Here is a 19,262-nt window from a genome sequence, read left to right on the forward strand (position 1 = left end):
ATCGGTTTCAGAAGGCCAGCGGCAGCATCAGCAGCTTCTCGCCATCCAGCAGGACCTGGGCCGGCTTGCCCGCCACATCGGCCGGCAGCGGGTTCTCGGTCGTGCGGTAGATGCCGGCAATCGACAGCAGCTCCGCCTCGAGGCTGTGCGCGTAGATGCGTGCCGAGGTGTCGCCACGGGCACCGGCGATGGCCTTGCCGCGCAGCGGTGCATAGACATGCACGCTGCCGTCGGCGATGACCTCGGCGCCATGGTTCACGAGGGCCAGCACGACCAGGTCGCCGCCCTTGGCATAGATGCGCTGGCCGGAGCGCAGCGGCTTGTCGATGACCATCGTCGGCGCGGGCGCGGCGGGCTTCTCGATGAATTTCTCGACGGTGATCTCTCGCACCACCTCGCGCACGGTCTCGGCGGGCGCCATGGCAGCGCGTTCGCTGACCGGCTCGTCGGCCGCGTCGGCCAGGCCCAGCTCGTGCGCCAGGGCCAGTTCCTCGGCCGTTGCACCCGCCACGGCGACGGGTTGCAGCTGGCTGTTGCGCAGCAGGTCGACGATGGCCTTCAGGTCGACGGGGGCCGGGCCCTCCAGCGCCAGCGGTGCCTGGCCTTCAACGGGTGCGGTCGCGGCGGCCGGTGCGCGCGTCAGCTGGCTCAGGTCGATGACGACCGGCTCATGCTCGAAGCCGCCGGCACCGGCGCGCTGGGCCCAGTCGGCCGCCAGCTCGTCCATGTCGGCGCTGTGCAGCACCAAGCCCAACAGGCTGAAGCGGCGCGACTTCAATTCGAAAGTGCCGGCGCGCGCTGCGCTCTTGCCGCGCCCGCCACTTTCCCTCGTCAAATCCGCCATTGCGCCGCTGCCGCCCGTTCAAAAGGGCGCGAGTTTAGCTGCCGGCCCCAGCCTGCCTGTTGGGGACTGCCCCCAGACCGCCTCCACCGCGACGCCTCAAAAACGGGCATTGCAAGCGCCGGGCAGGCCGATCAAGCACTTAGCGTCGATGTCGTCAGTCGGCCCACAGACTTGTCCACAGCGGGCGGGGACAAAGCGCATCGAAATGTCATTCCAACCCGTGACATCTGCACTTGGCGGCTTGACTTATCCCCAAACCTGGAAGGCGTCAAGCCCCGCCAGCCCTCCTGCCCCCTGCCGCATGGGCTCTCCGTGCCATGACGCTAAGTTATTGATTCATATAAACGAACCGCAGCTGCCTAGAAATTGAGCAACCTAAGCGGACCCGCATTCCATAAGGGCTTGGCTGCGATGGAGGGGGGTTCTCCACAAAGTTTTCCACAGAGTCGGTGGATAGCTTTCAGAAGCGTTACAAATCAGTGACTTAAGCGCGATCCTTGATGCGCTGCCGAGCTTTCGGCTGCAACTTGGTAGCGCTGCCGGCGCCATCGCAAGCTACATTGGGCCGGCCACCTCAAGGAGAGTCCATTTTGGCTACCCCGAACTACAGCTACGAAAAACGCCAGCGCGAGCTGGCCAAGAAACGCAAGGCCGAAGAGAAGCGCCAGCGCAAGCTCAGCGGCAAGCCCGACGAGCCCGACACCCCGGATGAGCCGCAAGCCGATGGTGAGGCCGCCGCCGACCCGGCCGCCCCCGCCAACCCGCAAACCTAGAATCCGCAGTTCCGTCCGCATCCTCCCGCTCTCAGCGCCCATGCCCCGCCAGCTCTTCGTCACCACCGCCCTGCCCTACGCGAACGCCGGTTTCCACATCGGCCACATCATGGAGTACACCCAGGCCGACACCTGGGTGCGCTTCCAGCGAATGGCGGGCCACGAAGTGCATTTCGTCTGCGCGGACGACGCCCACGGCGCGCCGATCATGATTTCGGCCGAGAAGGCCGGGAAGACGCCGCAGGACTTCGTCGCCGGGATCGCGGCCGGCCGCAAGCAATACCTCGACGGCTTCCACATCAGCTTCGACAACTGGCATTCGACGGACGGGCCCGAGAACCACGAGCTGTCCAAGGCCGTCTACCTCGCGCTGCGCCACAACGAGCTGATCTCGACCAAGACCATCGAGCAGTTCTTCGACCCGGCCAAGTCCATGTTCCTGCCGGACCGCTTCATCAAGGGCGAGTGCCCCAAATGCGGCGCGAAGGACCAGTACGGCGACTCCTGCGAGGTCTGCGGCGCCGTCTATGCGCCGACGGAGCTGAAGAACCCCTACTCGGTGCTGTCCGGCGCGACGCCGCTGCTCAAGACCAGCGAGCACTACTTCTTCAAGCTGAGCGACCCGCGCTGTGTCGACTTCCTGACCCAGTGGACGCAGGAGGCCGGGCGCCTGCAACCCGAGGTGCTGAACAAGATCCGTGAGTGGTTCGAGACCGACGAGGACGGCAACAACAAGCTCAGCGACTGGGACATCAGCCGCGACGCGCCCTACTTCGGCATCGAGATTCCCGACGCGCCGGGCAAGTATTTCTACGTCTGGCTGGACGCCCCCATCGGCTACCTCGCCTCGCTGAAGAACTACTTCGGCAAGACTGGCAGGGACTACGACGCCTTCATGGCCGACCCGGCGGTGGAGCAGATCCACTTCATCGGCAAGGACATCACGTATTTCCACACGCTGTTCTGGCCGGCCATGCTGCACTTCAGCGGCCGCAAGACGCCCAACCACGTCTTCGTGCATGGCTTCATGACCGTCAACGGCGGCGAGAAGATGAGCAAGAGCCGCGGCACCGGCCTGGACCCGCTGAAGTACCTCGCCCTCGGCCTGAACGCCGAATGGCTGCGCTACTACATCGCCGCCAAGCTCAATGCCAAGGTCGAGGACATCGACTTCAACCCCGAGGACTTCGCGGCCCGCGTCAACAGCGACCTGGTCGGCAAGTTCATCAACATCGCGTCACGCGCCGCGGGCTTCCTGACCAAGCGCTTCGACGGCCACCTCAGCGGCGACCTCGGCGTGGAAGGCCGCATGCTGCTGGACGCGCTGCGCGCCCAGAGCGGCGCCATCGCCGAGCTCTACGAAGCGCGTGAGTTCGGCAAGGCCATCCGCGAGATCATGCTGCTGGCCGACAAGGTCAACGAGTTTGTCGACCAGCACAAGCCCTGGGAGCTGGCCAAGCAGGAAGGCATGGACACGGCCCTGCACGACGTCTGCAGCGTCTGCATCGAGGCCTTCCGCCTGCTGACCCTCTATCTCAAGCCCGTGCTGCCGGCACTGAGCGCCCAGGTCGAGTCCTTCCTGAAGATCGCACCGCTGCAGTGGAGCGACAGCGCCCGCGCCCTTGGCGCCCACCAGATCGGCGGCTACCAGCACCTGATGCAGCGTGTCGACCTCGCCAAGGTCGAGCAGCTGTTCGAGGCGCCGCCGGCGCCCAAGGTCGTGCCCGGCGGCGAGGACATCGCGGCCGAGATCAAGATCGACGACTTCGCCAAGGTTGACCTGCGCATCGCCAGGATCGTCAAGGCCGAACTCGTCGAAGGCTCGGACAAGCTGCTGCGCCTGACACTGGACGCTGGCGAAGGCCGCCTGCGCAATGTCTTCAGCGGCATCCGCAGTGCCTACAAGCCGGAAGACCTGGAAGGCAAGCTGACCGTGCTGGTCGCCAACCTCGCGCCGCGCAAGATGAAGTTCGGCATCAGCGAGGGCATGGTGCTGGCCGCCAGCCATGCCGACGAAAAGGCCCAGCCGGGCATCTTCGTGCTGGAGCCCCACAGCGGCGCCCAGCCTGGCATGCGGGTGCGCTGAGCACCATGCGCCGGGCAACGCCCCGTTCGCTGCTCGGCCCTTCTCGGCGCCGGCGTTTCATCGCCGAGCGCTACCACTGCGGACCTCCAGCCGCGACCTCGCCCACCGCGTCGTCGCCACCTCGGAGGTTCCATGCCACTACCCAAGCTCCACCCCTTCCGGCCCCGCGCGCTTGCGCTGCGGTCGGGCTACACGCGGGAGCGCTTCCTCGCTGACCTCGGCGCCGGCCTGACCGTCGGCATCGTCGCCCTTCCCTTGGCCCTGGCCTTCGCCATCGCCTCCGGCCTGCGACCCGAGCAAGGCCTGGCCACCGCCATCATCGCCGGCCTGCTGATCTCGCTGCTGGGCGGCTCCAGCGTGCAGATCGGCGGCCCAGCCGGCGCCTTCATCGTCGTCGTATACGGCATCCTGCAGCGCCACGGCCTGGCCAATCTGCTGCTCGCCACCATGGGTGCCGGTGTGCTGCTGTTCGCCATGGGCGCTCTCAAGCTGGGCGTGCTGGTGCGCTACATCCCGGTGGCCATCGTCACCGGCTTCACCAACGGCATCGCCGTGCTGATCGCACTGGCTCAGTTGAAGGACGCGCTGGGCCTGTCACGAGTGCCCATGCCGGCCGACTTCTTCGGCCAGATCGGCGTGCTGGGCGCGCACGCGGCAGGCTTCAATCCCTGGGCCGTTGCGACGACTGGCGCGGCCGTGGCCGTGGTGCTGCTCTGGCCCAAGAACATCGGGCAGCAGGCCCTGAGCGGCGTACGGCGCTGGTTGGCGCTGCTGCCCAGCACCGTCATCGCGCTCGTGGGCGCCACGCTGGCCACCGCGCTCTTGAACCTGCCGCTGGAAACCATCGGCAGCCGCTTCGGCGGCATCCCCCGGAACCTGCCCGCGCTGGCCTGGCCCGACGTCAGCTGGGACGGTCTGCGCCAGCTCGTCATCCCGACCCTGACCTTGGCGCTGCTGGGCGCCATCGAATCGCTGCTTTGCGCCCGCGTGGCCGACAAGCTGACGCCCGACCTGCCCCGCCACGACCCCAACCAGGAGCTGATGGCCCAGGGCATCGCCAACCTGGTGGCGCCGCTGTTCGGCGGCATGCCGGCCACCGGCACCATCGCCCGCACGGTCACCAACATCCGCGCCGGCGCCAGCAGCCCCGTTGCTGGCATCGTGCATGCGCTGAGCCTGCTGCTCATCCTGCTCGTGGCCGCGCCCCTGGCCATGCACGTGCCACTGGCCGCCCTGTCCGGCATCCTGCTCGTGGTGGCCTGGAACATGGGCGACTGGCACGAGTTCGCCCGGCTGCGCCGCTTCAAGCTCAGCTATCGCACGCTGCTGCTGGGCACCTTCACGCTGACCGTCGTAACCGACCTGACCGTCGCCGTGGAAGTAGGCCTGATCGCGTCCTGCGTCTTCTTCGTCTGGCGCATGGGCCAGCTGTTCACGATCAGCCGCTTCGACGCCGGCCCCCTGCCTGAGGGCGTGGTCGCCTATGAGCTCTACGGCGCCCTCTTCTTCGGCGCGGTCGGCAAGATCGAGTCGCTTCCCGAGCAATTACCCATGGGCACGCGAGCCGTCGTGTTCGAGATGCACCGCCTCGTCGTCATGGACACCTCGGGCATGGAAGCCCTGCGCGAGCTGCACCGCACCCTGGCAAAGGGCGGCGTGGCCCTGGTGCTCGCCCACGTCAACACCCAGCCCCTGGATCTGCTGCGCCGCTCCGGGCTGGCGGCCGAGTTGGGCGACGCCGCCATCGTGCCCGGCATCGCCGATCTAAAATCAGTCCCTTAGCCCAAGAGACCGCCATGCCCCTGTTCTGGAAGCCCTACAAGTCCGAAGTCACCTCCTTCATCGAGCAGCTGAAGGCCCAGCGCCCGACGCTGGAGGCCGAACAGCGCGCCGGCCGTGCCCTGCTGTGGGACAAGGCGCAGGATCGCAGCGCGCAGGCCGACTTCGACGACGCCCGCGTGCCCCAGCAGCCCTACGTCTACCAGACCTCCGGCAAGTAAACCTTGACCGTCATGGCTGAGGAATCCAGCCACGCCGAGTCCGCCGCCCCGGATATGCCCGAGGTGGTCGACGCGGTGGCGGTGGCGCGCCTGTATGGCGAGCCGCTGTTCCAGATGCCGCTGGACCTCTACATCCCGCCGGATGCGCTGGAGGTCTTCCTGGAGGCCTTCCAGGGGCCGTTGGACCTGCTGCTGTATCTGATCCGCAAGCAGAACTTCAACATCCTCGACATCCCGCTGGCCGACGTGACGCGCCAGTACCTCAGCTATGTCGAGCAGCTGCGCAAGCACAACCTCGAGCTGGCCAGCGAATACCTGCTGATGGCCGCGATGCTGATCGAGATCAAGTCACGCATGCTGCTGCCGCCCAAGCGCAGCGAAGACGGCAAGGAAGTCGAGGACCCGCGTGCCGAGCTGGTGCGGCGCCTGCTGGAGTACGAGCAGATGAAGCTGGCCGCCGCGCGGCTGGACCGCCTGCCGCAGTTGGGCCGCGACTTCCTGCGTGCCCAGGTGCACATCGAGCAGTCGCTGACGCCCAACTTCCCCGACGTCAATACCGACGACCTGCGCGAAGCCTGGCTCGACATCCTCCGGCGCGCCAAGCTCAACCAGCACCACAAGATCAGCCGCGAGCAGCTGTCGGTGCGCGAGCACATGAGCATCGTGCTGCGCCGGCTGCAGGGCCAGCGCTTCGTCGAGTTCGAGGCCCTGTTCGACGTGACCCGCGGCCACGCCGTCCTCGTCGTCACCTTCATCGCGATGCTGGAGCTGGCCAAGGAGCGCCTGCTCGAGATCACACAGGCCGAGGCGTTTGCGCCGATCTACGTCAGGCTGGCCTACAGCGCCAGCTAGCCCCTGCCGCGGGTTTGCGTTGAGCTTCGGTCGGCGCCACTGCTGGCAACATGCTGCCCCAAAGATCAGGCCGCGGCCAGGGAGCAAGCAAGATGTTCATCGTCTGGGGGAGAAAGATTGTCCGCAGGAAGCTCGGCCAGGTGGCCGATTTCTGTCCCATCTGCCGCAAGACGACGGCCTTCACACTAGTGCGCGTGGGCTCGGCGGGCCACGTCTACTACATCAGCTCCGGCGAGGGCGAGCTGGTGGGACACGAGCGCGCCTGCACCGAGTGCGGCACAACGCTGCGGGCCGAGCCCGCCACCTACGCTGGCGTGGGCAAGGCACGCACGCCACTGGCGGAGCTGGTCGCGCAGACCTATCCGGGCATCGACGACGCGCGGAGCGAGCGTTTCGCGCTGGAGGCGCGCATTGCGGGCGACCTGCAATCGCTATCCGCCGATGAACGCGGCGCGCTCATCCGGGAGCCCTTCATGGTGCTGTCGGGCAAGGTCGAGGAACACTTCTCCACGACCCACCTCGACAAGGAAATGTTGCTGGCCATCGTCGCGGCATTGGTGCTGTTGGTCGTGGGGCCGGCATCGCTTCACGGCCTCATGCCGGAAGAGGAAGGCACGCTGTTCCTGGTGTTCGGGCTCATCGGCCTTGCTCTCGTCGTGTGGCAAGGCATTCAGTCCGGCCAGCGCTTCATGCGCAAAGCCATACTGCCGCAGCTCGCGCGCGCACTGCATCCGCTGCGACCCACGCAAGGCGAACTGGACGAGGTGCGCTCGGCGCTGCGCACCCATGGCCACAAGCTGGGCCGCCGGTTGCGTACCGAAGACCTGATGGCGCAGCTCGAACGCCGCGAATCCCGGACGAGATCTGCGAGCCTGACGCCCGACCCGGCTTAACGCCCGCGCAGCTTCTGCACCGCCGTCACACCGGCCAGCACCAGCGCCCCGGCCACCACGCCCACCAGCCCGTTCGCGCCGTTCTCCAGCACGGCCGACACAACCCAAGCCCGGCCCTCGGCCAGATGCGCGATGGCATGGTGCAGCGGCGCGATGCCGTGCGCCAGGATGCCGCCGCCGACCAGGAACATCGCCGCCGTGCCCAGCACCGTCAGCAGCTTCATCAACTGCGGCGCTGCGGCCAGCAGGAAACGGCCCACGGCCTGCGCCGCAGCGCCGGCCTTGCGCGACAGCCACAGCCCGGCGTCGTCCATCTTGACGATGCCGGCCACAACACCGTAGACGCCCACCGTCATCGCGAAGGACACCGCCACCAGCACGGCCAACTGGGTCTGCAGCGGCGCACTGGCCACGGTGCCCAGGGCGATGACGATGATTTCGGCGGACAGGATGAAGTCGGTGCGGATGGCGCCCTTGACCTTGTCGCGCTCAAAGGCGGCCATGTCGACTTTCGGGTCGGCAACGGCTTTGACCAACTCGTCGTGATGCGCCTTGTCTTCCTCGGCGCTGTGCAGGAATTTATGCGCCAGCTTCTCGAAGCCCTCGAAGCACAGATAGGCGCCGCCCACCATCAACAAGGGCGTGATGGCCCACGGGGCAAAGGCCGAGATGGCCAAGGCCGCGGGCACCAGGATGGCCTTGTTCAGCAGCGAGCCCTTGGCCACGGCCCACACCACCGGCAGTTCGCGATCGGCATTGACGCCGGTGACCTGCTGGGCATTGAGCGCCAGGTCGTCGCCCAGCACGCCGGCGGTCTTCGTGGCGGCGACCTTGGTCATGGTCGCCACGTCGTCGAGGAGGGTGGCGATGTCGTCGAGAAGAACAAGCAGGCTGGAGGCCATGGTGGAGCGGGCGTTGAAAGCCCGCGATGCTAGCGGTAATGCCGCGCCAGGCTCTCCGCGACACACACCGGCCTGGACATACCCTCGGCTTCAACAGCCACTTCCACCGTCAATTGCACCGCGCCACCGGCGACATCGTCCATGGCCAGCAGCTTGAAACCCGCGCGCAGCCGGCTGCCCACCGGCACCGGCGCCGTGAAGCGCACCTTGTTGAGGCCGTAGTTCAGCACCATGCGGCTCTCGCGCACCGCAAAGCCGGTCTCGAAGAAATAGGGGATCAACGACAGCGTCAGGAAGCCATGCGCAATCGGCCCGCCAAACGGCCCCGCCTTGGCGCGTTCGGGGTCGACGTGGATCCATTGCCGGTCCTCGGTAGCCTCGGCGAAGGCATTCACGCGGGCCTGGTCGACGCCGATCCAGTCGCTGTGGCCCAGGGGCTGGCCGATCAAGGCTTGAAGATCGGCAAGGGTCTCGAAGATGCGCATTCGGGGTGGCCAGAGTGGAGCGGTCGTGCTGCCACGTTACCCTCGCGCGCCCCGCCCGACCGTAGCCCAGGCGACATCGCCATCCATTTCCCATGCACATTCTGTTGATCGAGGACGACCTCGACCTGGGCGCCGCGCTGCAAACCGCCCTGCACGCCGAAGGGCACAGCAGTCTCTGGCTGCGTCGCTGTGCCGATGCGCCCCTGCAACTCGCCCCCGCCGCGCAGGATGCCGTGCTGCTGGACCAGACCCTGCCCGACGGCGACGGCCGCCAGTTGCTGACGCGCTGGCGCCGCCAGGGCAGCACGGTGCCGGTCCTCGTCATCACCGCGCGCGCCGCACTGGAAGACCGCCTCGCCGGTTTCGATGGCGGCGCCGACGACTACGTGATCAAGCCCTTCGAGATGCCGGAGCTGATCGCGCGGCTGCGCTCGGTGCTGAGGCGCTGCGCCCAGCAGGCGAGCGACCAATGGACGCTGGGCGGCCTGACGATCGAACCGCGCCGCCAGCGGGTGTTGCTGGAGGGTGTGGAGCTGGCGCTGTCACCACGTGAATTCCAGCTGCTGCTGGAACTCGCTCGCGAGCGTGGTGGCGTTGTCGCCAAGCACCAGCTCGCGCAGCGCCTGGCGCCGCTGGGCGAGCCGATGGAGTTCGGCACGCTGGAGGTGCACCTGGCCAACCTGCGCCGCAAGGTGGGTGCGACCCGCATCGGCACGCTGCGCGGCGTGGGTTACTGGCTGGAATGCGCATGAAGCTGCAGTGGCTGCAACCCACGCTGACGCGCCGGCTCATCCTCGCGCTGCTGCTCGCCTTCACACTGTGCTCGGTGCTGCTGCTGTTGGACGACCAGCTCGACATCCAGCACCAGCTGGCCACCGACCCCGGCGTGCGCCAGTTGGGCCGGCAGCTGGCCGCGGGGTTGGAGGAGATCGACGATGCCGTGCTGGCAGCCCGCGTGCTCGATGGCCACACGCGCTACATCAACGGGTTGCGCGCGGGGTTGAGCATGACGACCGGCCCGCTGCGCGTGCAGTTGCTGGACCGCGAAGGCCGGCAGGTCTACGCGTCGGCAGCCGGCGACGCCATCGCCAAGCCAGGCGTCGGTGAGCAGACCATCGCCGGCCGCATGCACTGGACCTACCGGCAGGACGGGCCGCGCTGGTCGCTGCGGCTGGCCGAGCCGGCCTTGTCGCGTGCACAGCTGCTCGGCTTTGCCAGTGGGGCGCTGGGCATGCAGCTGCTGGTGGGCTTCCCGCTGATGCTGCTGCCGCTGTGGATCGCCGTCTACACGGGCCTGGCGCCGCTGCGCCGCTTTGCGCGCCGCTTGCACGGCCTGGACCTGCGGCAGGACCTGGCACCGCTGGACGTGGACCTGTGCTACCGCGAGCTGCGCCCGCTGGGCCAGGCCTTCGACGCGCTGCTGCAGCGCCTGCGCCAACGCCGCGCCCGCGAACGCGCCTTCGTGCACGAGGCCGCGCACGAGCTGCGCACACCGCTGGCTGTCGTCGCTACGCAGACTCACGCCCTCGTACGCGCGGGCGACGCCGAGGCGCGCGCGACCGCCGCCGCCGAACTGCAACGCGCCATCGCGCGCAGTGCCCACCTGTCGCGCCAGTTGCTGGACCTGGCCAGCCTCGACAACGATCAGCCCACCACGCCGGCCGCCCTCGACCTGGCGCACTTCTGCGCGCAGCGGCTGGCCGAACAGGCGGGCGCCGCGCGCGAGCGAGGCATCGCGCTGGCGCTGGACGCGCCGGACCACCTGCCGGTGCGGCTGGACATGATGGCGCTGCAGTCGGTGCTGCAGAACCTGCTCGACAACGCGCTGCGCTATGTGGGCCGCGGCGGCCGCGTCGAGGTGAGCCTCGACATCACCCCCGATGGCCCGCGGCTGGCCGTGGCCGACGATGGCCCGGGCATTGCGCCCGACGACCGCGCACTGGCCTTCGAGCGCTTCTGGCGCGGCGCCGGCCATGACGTGCAGGGCAGCGGGCTGGGCCTGGCCATCGTGGCGCGGGCGGCCGAGCGGCTGGGCGGCCAGGTCATGCTGGGCGATGGCCTCGCACGGCCCGGCGGCTGCGGCGCGCGCTTCGCGCTGCAGCTGCCAGCCTCCGTCTTGGGCGTTCCTTAAGGCGCGGCTTTCAACAATGGCCGGTCACTCCCTCAACGACCCGGAGCCTTGTTTGAAAGCTGTGCTGTTCCTCACCGTTGCCGCGCTGGCCACTTGCTGCGCGCATGCCGCCGACCCCTACGTCGGTTTCAACCTCACCACCCCCGGCGAGGCGAACTTCAACATCAACGGCCATGACGTGGCCAACGACAACAAGCCGCATGCGATGAAGCTGTACGCCGGGCTGCAGTTCACGCCCACCTGGGCGGCCGAGCTGGGCTACGGCGCCTTCGGCCGCTACCACGCCACCGACCCCACGCCAGGTTCTCCCTACCAGCTGAAGATGTCCACCAGCGTCACCTACCTGGCCGCAAGAGCCACCACCTCGCTCGGCGATTCCTTCGCGCTCTTCGGCAAGGTCGGCCTGGCCTTGAACCGGCTGAAGGCCAGCGACTCGCTGGGCCACACCGATCGCGAGTCCTTCGTGCGGCCCATGTTCGGCAGCGGCCTGGCGTGGAAGCTCTCGCCGCAGTTGTCAGCCACCGTCGAATACAACCGCTACGGCTCGCGCCGCAGCGACGGCGACCGCTTCACGCAGCAGAAGGCGGAAGTGGGACTGAGCTTCAAGTTCTAGGAGCAAGTTAACCTCGCGGGCCATGCCCGACGCCAACGCCCGCGACATCCTCGTCCTCGCCGCCCATCCCGACCTGGCCCGCTCCCACGCGACCCGCACCGTGCTCGACGCATTGCGCGCTTCGCCCGCGGCCGACCGGGTCGAGTTGCGCGACCTCTATCGCCTCTACCCCGACTTCCACATCCACATCGACGCCGAGCAGCGCGCCCTCGAAGCGGCGCGTCTGGTCGTCATGCTGCATCCCATCTACTGGTACAGCATGCCCGCCCTGCAAAAGCTCTGGCTGGACGAAGTGCCACGCCTGGGCTGGGCCTATGGCCCGGGCGGCACGGCCCTGCATGGCAAGGATTTCTGGCTGGTGGCCTCCACCGGCGGCGGTGCCGAGGCCTATGCGCCCGGTGGCCACAACCATCACCCCATCGAAGAGTTCCTGCTGCCCTACCAGCAGTCGGCCAAGACCTGCGGCATGCACTATCTGCCGCCGCAGATCCTGCACGCCGCCCACCGCGCGACAGACGCCGAGATCACCGCGCATGCCGAGTTGTTCGTGAAGCGGCTGGCGCACTACCCCGAGTGGTGCCATGACCTCGCGGCGCCGGAGGTCGGCGACGAGGAGGCCGTGGCGCTGGACGAAAGGCCGCCGCTGTTCTCGACGATCGGGGGTGCCGAATGACCCACGGCGCCTGGCTGCAACTGCCCCTCGTCTTCCTCGCCGCCGCGGTGCTGGCAGTGCCGCTGGCCCGCTATCTCAGGCTGGGCTCCATCCTCGGCTACCTGGTCGCAGGCCTGCTGATCGGCCCGGCGGTGCTCGGCCTCATCCCTGAATCCACGGCCATCCCGGAGGTCGCCGAACTCGGCGTCGTGCTGATGCTCTTCCTCGTCGGCCTGGAGCTGGAGCCCAAGCGCTTGTGGGCCATGCGCCGGCCGATCTTCGGCTGGGGCAGTGTGCAGTTGCTGGGCTGTGCGGCGGCGCTGACCTTTGTCGGCCTCGCTCTCGGCTACCCCTGGCGACTCGCCGTCGTCGTCAGCCTGGGCCTGGCGATGTCATCCACCGCCGTCGCACTCGCGGTGCTGGCCGAGCGCAATCTCGGCCGCACGACGGCGGGAGAAAGCATCCTTTCGGTGGCGCTGCTGCAGGACATCGCCGCCATCCCCGTGCTGGCCCTGGTGCCGGTGCTGGCCCTGAGCGGAACGTCGGACGACGGCGATGGCCGCACCTGGCTGGCCGGCGCCAAGGCCGTGGGCGCCATCGTCGTCATCATCTTCGGCGGCCGCCTGCTGCTGCGGCCCGCCCTGCGCTGGATTGCCCACAGCAAGACGCCCGAGATCTTCACCGCCGCGGCCCTGCTGCTGGTGCTGGGCACGGCGGCCCTGATGCAGTTGGTCGGCCTGTCCATGGCCCTGGGCGCCTTCCTCGCCGGCGTGCTGCTGGCCGAAAGCGAATACCGCCGCGAGCTGGAGACCGACCTGGAGCCCTTCAAGGGCTTGCTGCTTGGGCTGTTCTTCATCGCAGTCGGCATGGGGCTGGACTTGAAGGCCGTGGCGGCCCAGCCGGGTTTCGTGGCCCTGCTCGTGCTGGCCCTGCTGGGCTGCAAGATCTTCGTCCTCGTTGCGATGTCCAAGGCGATGAAGATCCCGCTGGTGGAGCGGCCGGCCTTCGTCATCCTGCTGGCCCAGGGCGGCGAGTTCGGCTTCGTCGTCTTCCAGCTCGCGCAGAGCGAGGGCATGATCAGCGCGGTGCAGAACTCGGCCCTGGTCGCGGCCGTCGCGCTGTCCCTCGCGCTGACGCCACTGCTGCTGACCGGCGGCGACCGGCTGATGTCGCAGAAGCTCGCCCGCCGCGGCCTCAAGAAGCGCGCCGAGGCCACGCCGCCGCCGCCCTCGCCCATCATCATTGCCGGCAGCGGCCGCTATGGCCAGGTCGTCGCCCGCATGCTGCGCGCCAATGGGTTGGAAGCCACCGTGCTGGACCATGACTCCGAGGCCATCGAGAGCCTGCGCCGCTTCGACTGGACGGTCTACTACGGCGACGCGACGCGCCTGGACATGCTCAAGACGGCCGGGGCGGCGACGGGGCGCATCCTCGTCATCGCCATCGACGACATCGCGCAGAGCGTCGAGATCGCCGAGCTGGCGCGCGAACACTTCCCGCAGCTCACCGTCGTCGCCCGGGCGCGCAATGTGCAGCACTACTACCAGCTGCACGAAGCCGGCGTGCGCCACATCGAGCGCGAGACCTTCGACGCCGCGCTGATGAGCGCGCGCAGCGTGCTGGAGCTGACCGGCATGGAGCCGCACGCCGCACGCCGCCAGGCCATGCGCTTCAGGCGCCACAACATCGACGTGCTCAACACCATGGTGCCGCTGCAGGGCGACGAGGGCGCGCTGATCGCCGCCGCCCGACTGGGCCGCCAGCAGTTCGAGCAGTTGATCGCCGCCGAACGCGAGGCCGAGGACGCCCACCGCAAGGCCCAGCGCGGCGGCTGGGACAGGCAGGACGCCGACGCATCCTCATGAAGGAGGCGCTGGACCAGGCCGCCCAGCTGATCACCCAGGCCGACGCCCTGGTCATCGCCGCCGGCGCCGGCATGGGTGTCGACTCCGGCCTGCCGGACTTCCGCGGCCGCGAGGGTTTCTGGCGCGCCTACCCGGCCCTGGGCCGCGCGGGGCTGGACTTCACCACGGTCGCGTCGCCTCGCACCTTCGAGACCGACCCGCGGCTGGCCTGGGGCTTCTACGGCCACCGCCTGGCGCTGTACCGGCGCACCGTGCCGCATGCCGGCTTCGGCCTGCTGCAGCGCTGGGGTGAACGCCTGCCGCAGGGCCTGGCGGTGTTCACGAGCAATGTCGACGGTCAGTTCCAGCGCGCCGGTTTCGACGCTGCCCCTCTCCACGAATGCCACGGTTCGCTGCATTGGCTGCAATGCCTGCGCGGCTGCGGCCAGGCGCCGCTGCCGGCCGAGGGTCTCGAGCCACAGATCGACGAGGCCGAGTGCCGCTGGCTGGGCGAATTGCCGGCCTGCCCCGGCTGTGGCGGGCTGCTGCGGCCCAACCTGCTGATGTTCGGCGACTGGGGATGGATCGCCGACCGCTACGACGCGCAGGAAGCTCGCCTGGCCCGCTGGCTGACGCAGGCCGAACGCCCGGTCGTCATCGAGATCGGCGCCGGCACGGCGGTGCCCTCGGTGCGCCATTTCAGCCAGCACGTGGCCGTCCATCATGGCGGCCAGATCCTGCGCCTGAACCCCCGCGAGCCGGCCGTCGCCGCGTCGCTGGGCATCGGTATCGCGATGGGCGCGCTGGCCGCGCTGCAAGCCCTGGCAGGCCGACTGGATTGAGGCCGGCGGCGACAATCGCGCCATGTTCGCTCCCTCCCAGCTCGAAGTCCGCCGCTTCTTCTGCGCCACGTATCGCAAATGGCGCGACGGCGCGCCGTTGATCCCCATGGAGGCCATCGCGGCCGACTGGATCGCCGAGCACCCCGAGTACCACGAGGAACTCGCCGACGAGGCCGCCGCGCTGGACAAGGTCTACACGGTCGAGGAAGGCCGCACCAACCCCTTCCTGCACCTGTCCATGCACCTGACCATCACCGAGCAGCACGCCATCGACCAGCCCTCCGGCATCCGCCAGGCCATCGACCTGCTGGCGGCCAAGCGCAATTCCCGCCATGAAGCCCACCACGTGGCCATGGAGGCGCTGGGCGAAATGATCTGGGCCTCGCAACGCAGCGGCCTGCCGCCGGACGGCCACACCTATCTGGACAAGGTGCGCCAGGCGGCCACCCGCTGAGTTCCGCCGGGCCTTGGCAATTCCCTCTTTTTTCGGCATGACGGCAAACAGCCGCCGATGATTGTTTTCCTTTTGGGAACGACGCATTGCTCGGTTACTGGTGTTTCTACTGAGGCGAGCTGCCTACAGTTCAACCCATGGACACCGCGGTCGCGATGCCCAAGCAAACCAGGCGGAACAACCCGCCACGGAACTTGAAGGAAATCATCATGAGCAAGCTGTCTACCGTTTTCGCCACCGCCCTCCTGATCGCCGCCGGTGCTGCCTCCGCCCAGACCACCCGCGAAGCCGTCATCGCCGACCTCGTGGCCGCCCGCAACAACGGTGAACTGGCCGTCCTCCAAGGCGAGAAGGGCATCGAAGTGACGGCACCGGCCGCCGCCAAGAGCGCCGCCGTCGCGACGACCAAGCTGCCCCGCCAGGCCATCCTGATGGTCAAGGCGACGGAACTGCAAACCGAGCAGACCGCTGCCCTGGCCGCCGACCATGGCGAAAACGCCGCTCGCGAACTGGGCGACTTCCCGGCCCCGGTCGCACACCGCGCCACCGCCCTGGCTGCCAAGTAAACAGCGCCTGGCGCAATAACAAGCGGCCCTGCGGGGCCGCTTTTCTTTTGGCCTTCCCGACCGATCGGGCACAAAAAAGCCACCTCGCAAGGTGGCTTCTTTCATTCGAAGTCGCTCAGGCCTGGTAGCTGCCACCGCCAACGCTGCGGCGCTCTGCCTTGCCGCCGGCACCGTAGAGGCCGGTGGGCTCGCTCGGGATCAGCACGTCCAACGCACGGTCCAGCGAGGCGTTGCCGCGGGCCAGGGCTTCGCGCTGGGCGGCCAGCAGGCCACCGGCACGCACGAGGCGGTTGCGCAGGGCACTGGGCACGCTGCCGGTGCGGGCGGCTTCGCTGAAGCTCTGCACGGCGCGGGCCAGATGCTGGTGCAACTCGGCCGCATGCTGTTCGATGGCCGCGGCGTCACGGCGGGCCAGCGCGTCGCCGAGCTGGTTCAACGCGGCCTCGACAGCCAGCAGAGGCTGTTCGAGTTCGGTGCCGAGAGTGGACGGAGCGGTGGCGGTCATGGGTTCAGTGCTTGTTCAATGCTTGTTGACGCGGCTGTCCAGCAATTCTTGCGCATTCGAGACCAGCTTGTCCGCGATCGCGTCTGCATTGACCGTGAACTTACCCTCACTGATGGCCTGGGAGATGCGGGCGACCTTGGCGGCGTCGAAGCTGCCATCGTCGGCGCCACCACTGGCGGCGAGCTTGGCGGTGCTGGAAATGTCGACCTGGGCGCTGGGCGCCGAGGTGGCGGCCTGGGCGGTCTGACGGACGACGTCGGTCGCGGAGGCGGTCTCGGCCTTGCGCGCGGCAGGCCGTTCGGCCTTGGGCGGGCTGACGCTGCCTTCTGGGCTGTTACCGATCTTCATGAGCTTCTCCAGGGTGCGGGGCGGGCCCCGCAGAGGGCATTGCAGGGGAGTTTCCCCCTGTATCGGCCCCTGGCCTAGGAACTTGAGCGGGAACTGGCCGGTTTTTCCGGCCAGTTGTTGCGATTCGTGGCAGTTTGCTCACAGCAACACATCCACGCGGCGTTCGGCGACGGCCCGGCCGCTGGCAACGCGGCCACTTTCAAACCTCACCCTGACCTCCTGGCCCTCGATGCCGGCCGACAGGGCCTGGGCCTCGGAGGCGACGGCAAATCCCTCACCCGCCACGCGGACCTGGACGGTCTCTCCGGCGGCAAACCACTGGCGCGACTTCAGCGCCGGCGCGCGCACCGCCTCGGCGGCGCCGAGCGGGCGCGCCAGCGTACGCCCGATCAGCAAGGCCGGATCGGTGAAGACAGCGCCAGGTTCGGCTGCGATGTCGATATCGGCCAGGGCCAGTTGTTCTTGAGACAAATTCACGCCCGCCGGCAAGGGGCCGTTGGCGACCACGGCGCGGCCGAAGACGGCGACCCGCACCGGCAGGGTCACATTCCAGCGCGCGGCGCCGTCCGTGCAGCGCAGGCCGATGCGGCTCTTGCCCCAGACGGCCATGCCGGCTGGCAGATAGGGCTGGACCTGCTGGCAGGGGGCCAGGCGCAGGCGGGCGTCCAGGGCGCCGATCTCGACGGCGACGCGGGTATTGGGGGGGGCGGCGGCACGCGCGGCCGTTTCGGCCAGCACGCGCACGCGCTCCAGCAGCGCCGGATCGAGCACGGTCTGCGCCCGCCCAGGCAGGGCAGCGAGCAGGCAGACGAGGAGCAGGGTGGCACGGAGCATGGCCGCCACTCTAGAGATGGGAGCGGCCGCCCCTAGGTCGGAATTGAGCGGCTTTGGCCCCGTTAATCCCGCTCATGTTTTCGGGCCTGCTTCAGACAATTTGCGCAAGAGCCATCCCGGCCCTGCACCTCGAAAGAGGCCCCAGATGTTGAACCGACTTACAGACACGCTGAACTTCCAGACCCAGGCGCTCCAGCTCCGGGCGGAGCGTCAGCGCCAGCTCGCCAGCAACATCGCCAACGCCGACACGCCGGGCTACCAGGCCCGCGACATGGATTTCGCCAAGGCGCTGCGTGAAGCGACCGGCGAAGTCGCCACCAACGGCGCCCTGCAGGCGACGCAGCGCGGCCATATCGCCCCGCTGGCCGGCGCACGCGGCGAGAGCGGCAAGGATTACGCGCTGCAGTCCCAGACCAGCCTGGACAGCAACGGCGTCGACATGGACCGCGAGCGCGCCAGCTTCGCCGACAACTCGGTGAAGTACGAAGCGACGCTGCGTTTCATCAACTCGTCCGTGCGCACGACGCTGGACGCGATGAAGTCGCACAACCAGAGCTGATGGAGGACTGAATCATGTCCATGTTCCAGATCTTTCACGTCGCCGGCAGCGCGGTCAGCGCGCAGAGCCAGCGCCTGAACGTCGTCGCCAGCAACCTGGCCAATGCCGACACCGTGGCCGGCCCGGATGGCCAGGCCTACAAGGCGCGCCAGGTCGTCTTCCAGACCCAGCTGATGGGCGCGGGCAACGACAGCGGCGCCGCCGGCGTGCGCGTGACCAATATCAGCGAAGACCAGACCCCCGGTCGTCGCGTGCACGACCCCAAGCATCCGCAGGCCGATGCCGACGGCTATGTGACCTATTCCAACGTGAACCCGGTGGAAGAGATGGTCAACATGATCTCGGCCTCGCGTTCCTACCAGAACAACATCGAAGTCATGAGCACGGCCAAGAACCTGCTGCTCAAGACGCTCCAACTGGGTCAAAGCTGATGGACATCACCGCACTCAACGGCAGCTCGACGAGCACGCCGACCACCTCGGCCAAGAACGCCGCCGAGACCCAGGATCGCTTCCTGAAGCTGCTCGTCGCGCAGATGAACAACCAGGACCCGCTCAACCCGATGGACAACGCCCAGGTGACGAGCCAGATGGCGCAGATCCAGCAGGTGACCAGCCTGTCCACGCTGGACACCAGCATCAAGGGCCTGGGGTCACAACTGGGCCAGATGCAGGCCCTGCAATCCATCTCGCTGGTGGGCCGCGAGGTCAGCGTGCCCAGCGACAAGATCCAGGTCCAGAGCGGCGTCGCCGAAGGCAGCTACGAGCTCGACGGCGCGGCCCAGACCGTCAAGCTCGAGATCCTCGGCGGTGCAGGCAACGTCATCGACACCGTGCAGCTGGGCGCCCAGGGTTCGGGCCGCCAGACCTTCTCCTGGCCCGCCGGCAGCAAGGCGGCCGACGGCACCGAGCTCAAGTACCGCATCACGGCCACCAACGGCGCCAAGGCCGTCACGCCGACGCTCTACGCCCACGACAAGGTGGAAGCCGTCTACAGCGAGAACGGCAGCCTCAAGCTCAATCTCGAACGCCTCGGCCCCGTGGACTACACGGCCGTCTCCTCGGTCAACTGATCACTCC

Annotated in this window: 23 protein-coding genes; 17 read left to right on the top strand and 6 right to left on the bottom strand. The window is 68.2% G+C overall.

Going from position 1 to position 19,262, the window contains the following annotated elements; genetic code table 11:
- Positions 1-7 precede the first annotated feature (7 nt).
- Positions 8-844 carry a septum site-determining protein MinC gene (gene minC, locus AC1D2H_RS26150; protein ID WP_478012923.1) on the bottom strand — a complete coding sequence of 279 codons (837 nt, stop codon included), beginning with the start codon at positions 842-844 and terminating at the stop codon, positions 8-10.
- Positions 845-1,434: 590 nt separating this feature from the next.
- On the opposite strand from minC, the gene AC1D2H_RS26155 reads away from it, so the two are divergent.
- The 6 genes from AC1D2H_RS26155 (at position 1,435) to AC1D2H_RS26180 (ending at position 7,448) form a co-directional block, all read left to right on the top strand.
- Positions 1,435-1,617, top strand: coding sequence for a hypothetical protein (locus tag AC1D2H_RS26155; RefSeq protein WP_477931741.1), 183 nt, complete (start codon positions 1,435-1,437; stop codon positions 1,615-1,617).
- A 40-nt stretch (positions 1,618-1,657) separates the two neighbouring features.
- A complete protein-coding gene (gene metG / locus AC1D2H_RS26160; RefSeq protein WP_478012924.1) occupies positions 1,658-3,703 on the top strand; it encodes a methionine--tRNA ligase in 2,046 nt (681 codons plus the stop codon).
- A 132-nt stretch (positions 3,704-3,835) separates the two neighbouring features.
- On the top strand, positions 3,836-5,485 hold the full coding sequence (locus tag AC1D2H_RS26165) for a SulP family inorganic anion transporter (RefSeq protein WP_477931739.1): 1,650 nt from the start codon (positions 3,836-3,838) through the stop codon (positions 5,483-5,485).
- A gap of 14 nt (positions 5,486-5,499) precedes the next feature.
- Positions 5,500-5,703, top strand: coding sequence for a DUF3460 family protein (locus AC1D2H_RS26170; RefSeq protein WP_477931738.1), 204 nt, complete (start codon positions 5,500-5,502; stop codon positions 5,701-5,703).
- A 12-nt stretch (positions 5,704-5,715) separates the two neighbouring features.
- On the top strand, positions 5,716-6,555 hold the full coding sequence (locus AC1D2H_RS26175; protein ID WP_477931829.1) for a segregation and condensation protein A: 840 nt from the start codon (positions 5,716-5,718) through the stop codon (positions 6,553-6,555).
- A 92-nt stretch (positions 6,556-6,647) separates the two neighbouring features.
- A complete protein-coding gene (locus AC1D2H_RS26180; protein ID WP_478012925.1) occupies positions 6,648-7,448 on the top strand; it encodes a hypothetical protein in 801 nt (266 codons plus the stop codon).
- Here AC1D2H_RS26180 and AC1D2H_RS26185 read toward each other — a convergent pair.
- The gene (locus AC1D2H_RS26185) at positions 7,445-8,350 is read right to left on the bottom strand and encodes a DUF808 domain-containing protein (protein WP_478012926.1); all 906 of its coding nucleotides are present in this window, start codon (positions 8,348-8,350) and stop codon (positions 7,445-7,447) included. The genes AC1D2H_RS26180 and AC1D2H_RS26185 overlap by 4 nt on opposite strands.
- A 29-nt stretch (positions 8,351-8,379) precedes the next feature.
- The gene (locus tag AC1D2H_RS26190; protein ID WP_477931735.1) at positions 8,380-8,835 is read right to left on the bottom strand and encodes a MaoC family dehydratase; all 456 of its coding nucleotides are present in this window, start codon (positions 8,833-8,835) and stop codon (positions 8,380-8,382) included.
- A gap of 92 nt (positions 8,836-8,927) precedes the next feature.
- On the opposite strand from AC1D2H_RS26190, the gene AC1D2H_RS26195 reads away from it, so the two are divergent.
- The 8 genes from AC1D2H_RS26195 to AC1D2H_RS26230 all read left to right on the top strand — a co-directional run bounded on the left by AC1D2H_RS26195 (position 8,928) and on the right by AC1D2H_RS26230 (position 15,937).
- A complete protein-coding gene (locus AC1D2H_RS26195) occupies positions 8,928-9,587 on the top strand; it encodes a response regulator (protein ID WP_477931734.1) in 660 nt (219 codons plus the stop codon).
- Positions 9,584-10,966 (top strand): sensor histidine kinase, encoded by a 1,383-nt coding sequence (locus AC1D2H_RS26200; RefSeq protein ID WP_478012927.1) that lies wholly within the window; start codon positions 9,584-9,586, stop codon positions 10,964-10,966. Before AC1D2H_RS26195 ends, AC1D2H_RS26200 begins: the two co-directional genes overlap by 4 nt.
- 61 nt (positions 10,967-11,027) lie before the next feature.
- Positions 11,028-11,579 carry an outer membrane beta-barrel protein gene (locus AC1D2H_RS26205; protein WP_478012951.1) on the top strand — a complete coding sequence of 184 codons (552 nt, stop codon included), beginning with the start codon at positions 11,028-11,030 and terminating at the stop codon, positions 11,577-11,579.
- Positions 11,580-11,601: 22 nt separating this feature from the next.
- A complete protein-coding gene (gene kefF / locus AC1D2H_RS26210; protein WP_477931732.1) occupies positions 11,602-12,252 on the top strand; it encodes a glutathione-regulated potassium-efflux system oxidoreductase KefF in 651 nt (216 codons plus the stop codon).
- Positions 12,249-14,096 (top strand): glutathione-regulated potassium-efflux system protein KefC, encoded by a 1,848-nt coding sequence (gene kefC, locus AC1D2H_RS26215; RefSeq protein ID WP_477931731.1) that lies wholly within the window; start codon positions 12,249-12,251, stop codon positions 14,094-14,096. Before kefF ends, kefC begins: the two co-directional genes overlap by 4 nt.
- Entirely contained in the window at positions 14,093-14,917 is an 825-nt protein-coding gene (locus AC1D2H_RS26220) for an SIR2 family NAD-dependent protein deacylase (RefSeq protein WP_478012928.1), read from the top strand. Before kefC ends, AC1D2H_RS26220 begins: the two co-directional genes overlap by 4 nt.
- Before the next feature lie 22 nt (positions 14,918-14,939).
- Positions 14,940-15,371, top strand: a complete 432-nt coding sequence (locus AC1D2H_RS26225; RefSeq protein WP_478012929.1) for a DUF1841 family protein — start codon at positions 14,940-14,942, stop codon at positions 15,369-15,371.
- A 209-nt stretch (positions 15,372-15,580) separates the two neighbouring features.
- Complete coding sequence (locus AC1D2H_RS26230; protein WP_478012930.1) at positions 15,581-15,937, top strand: hypothetical protein; 357 nt, start codon at positions 15,581-15,583, stop codon at positions 15,935-15,937.
- Positions 15,938-16,052: 115 nt separating this feature from the next.
- On the opposite strand, the gene AC1D2H_RS26235 is transcribed toward AC1D2H_RS26230, so the two are convergent.
- The 3 genes from AC1D2H_RS26235 to flgA all read right to left on the bottom strand — a co-directional run bounded on the left by AC1D2H_RS26235 (position 16,053) and on the right by flgA (position 17,624).
- Entirely contained in the window at positions 16,053-16,442 is a 390-nt protein-coding gene (locus tag AC1D2H_RS26235) for a hypothetical protein (RefSeq protein WP_478012931.1), read from the bottom strand.
- A gap of 15 nt (positions 16,443-16,457) precedes the next feature.
- Entirely contained in the window at positions 16,458-16,790 is a 333-nt protein-coding gene (gene flgM, locus AC1D2H_RS26240; protein WP_478012932.1) for a flagellar biosynthesis anti-sigma factor FlgM, read from the bottom strand.
- A 138-nt stretch (positions 16,791-16,928) separates the two neighbouring features.
- Positions 16,929-17,624 carry a flagellar basal body P-ring formation chaperone FlgA gene (flgA, locus tag AC1D2H_RS26245; RefSeq protein ID WP_477931725.1) on the bottom strand — a complete coding sequence of 232 codons (696 nt, stop codon included), beginning with the start codon at positions 17,622-17,624 and terminating at the stop codon, positions 16,929-16,931.
- A gap of 145 nt (positions 17,625-17,769) precedes the next feature.
- Between flgA and flgB the strand changes: the two genes are divergently transcribed.
- Genes flgB through AC1D2H_RS26260 form a run of 3 tightly spaced genes read left to right on the top strand, consistent with a single transcriptional unit; the run spans position 17,770 to position 19,255 of the window.
- On the top strand, positions 17,770-18,183 hold the full coding sequence (gene flgB / locus AC1D2H_RS26250; RefSeq protein WP_477931724.1) for a flagellar basal body rod protein FlgB: 414 nt from the start codon (positions 17,770-17,772) through the stop codon (positions 18,181-18,183).
- 14 nt (positions 18,184-18,197) lie between these two features.
- Complete coding sequence (gene flgC / locus AC1D2H_RS26255) at positions 18,198-18,614, top strand: flagellar basal body rod protein FlgC (RefSeq protein WP_477931723.1); 417 nt, start codon at positions 18,198-18,200, stop codon at positions 18,612-18,614.
- Positions 18,614-19,255: a flagellar hook assembly protein FlgD gene (locus tag AC1D2H_RS26260; protein ID WP_478012933.1), complete on the top strand. Its 642-nt coding sequence runs from the start codon at positions 18,614-18,616 to the stop codon at positions 19,253-19,255. Before flgC ends, AC1D2H_RS26260 begins: the two co-directional genes overlap by 1 nt.
- The last annotated feature ends 7 nt before the right edge of the window (positions 19,256-19,262 follow it).

This window comes from Roseateles sp. P1_C1_2, assembly GCF_056406535.1.